The organism is Acinetobacter sp. UBA3132 (assembly GCF_002364825.1).
In the GTDB taxonomy this organism is placed as follows: Bacteria; Pseudomonadota; Gammaproteobacteria; order Pseudomonadales; family Moraxellaceae; genus Acinetobacter; species Acinetobacter schindleri.
Genome location: NZ_DEZM01000075.1, coordinates 411 through 1,158 on the forward strand (window position 1 = coordinate 411; position 748 = coordinate 1,158).

The 748-nt window shown below is 46.9% G+C and carries 1 protein-coding gene; it reads left to right on the forward strand.

Features of this window, described 5'->3' with window-relative positions:
• Window positions 1-115: 115 nt before the first annotated feature.
• The coding region (locus tag B4033_RS03505) for a TerC family protein (protein ID WP_286832129.1) at window positions 116-748 on the forward strand (633 nt) is incomplete at its 3' end.

Consider the following 748-nt stretch of genomic DNA (forward strand, 5'->3'; position numbering starts at 1 on the left):
GGCGCTTTAACCAGATAAAACGTCACCATATCAAGTGTTTAAATAAAATTGGACATAGTTCCGCGCTACGCAGCAGCATTGCATGTCTTTCCACTGATCTACAGGAGAGAATGCAATGATTTTCGAATGGATGTCAGATCCTTCTGCCTGGATTGGCCTGCTAACTCTGATTGTGCTGGAAATTGTTCTGGGCATCGATAACCTGGTATTTATTGCAATTCTTGCTGAAAAGCTGCCGCCAGAACAACGTAATACCGCCCGAATTGTAGGTTTGACCCTGGCCTTGGTCATGCGTCTGATCCTGCTGGCTTCTATTGCCTGGGTGGTCACGCTGACTGAACCGTTCTTCTATATTTTTGATCATCCATTTTCCGGACGTGACCTGATTCTGCTGTTTGGTGGGGTATTCCTGTTATTTAAGGGTACCATGGAATTACATGAGCGCCTTGAAGCCAAGCCAGTGGTCAAAGAAGAAAATCCGGTGCATGCCGTGTTCTGGATGGTGATCGTTCAGATCGTGGTGCTGGATGCCGTGTTCTCACTCGACAGTGTGATTACTGCTGTCGGTATGGTCAAAGATCTGTCGGTAATGATGATTGCGGTGATTATCGCTGTCGGTATCATGCTGTGGGCTTCCAAGGCCTTGATGGATTTTGTAAATCGTCATCCTACTGTGGTCATCCTTTGTCTCGGCTTCCTGATGATGATCGGTTTCTCGCTGGTGGTTGAAGGTTTCGGCTTCCATATT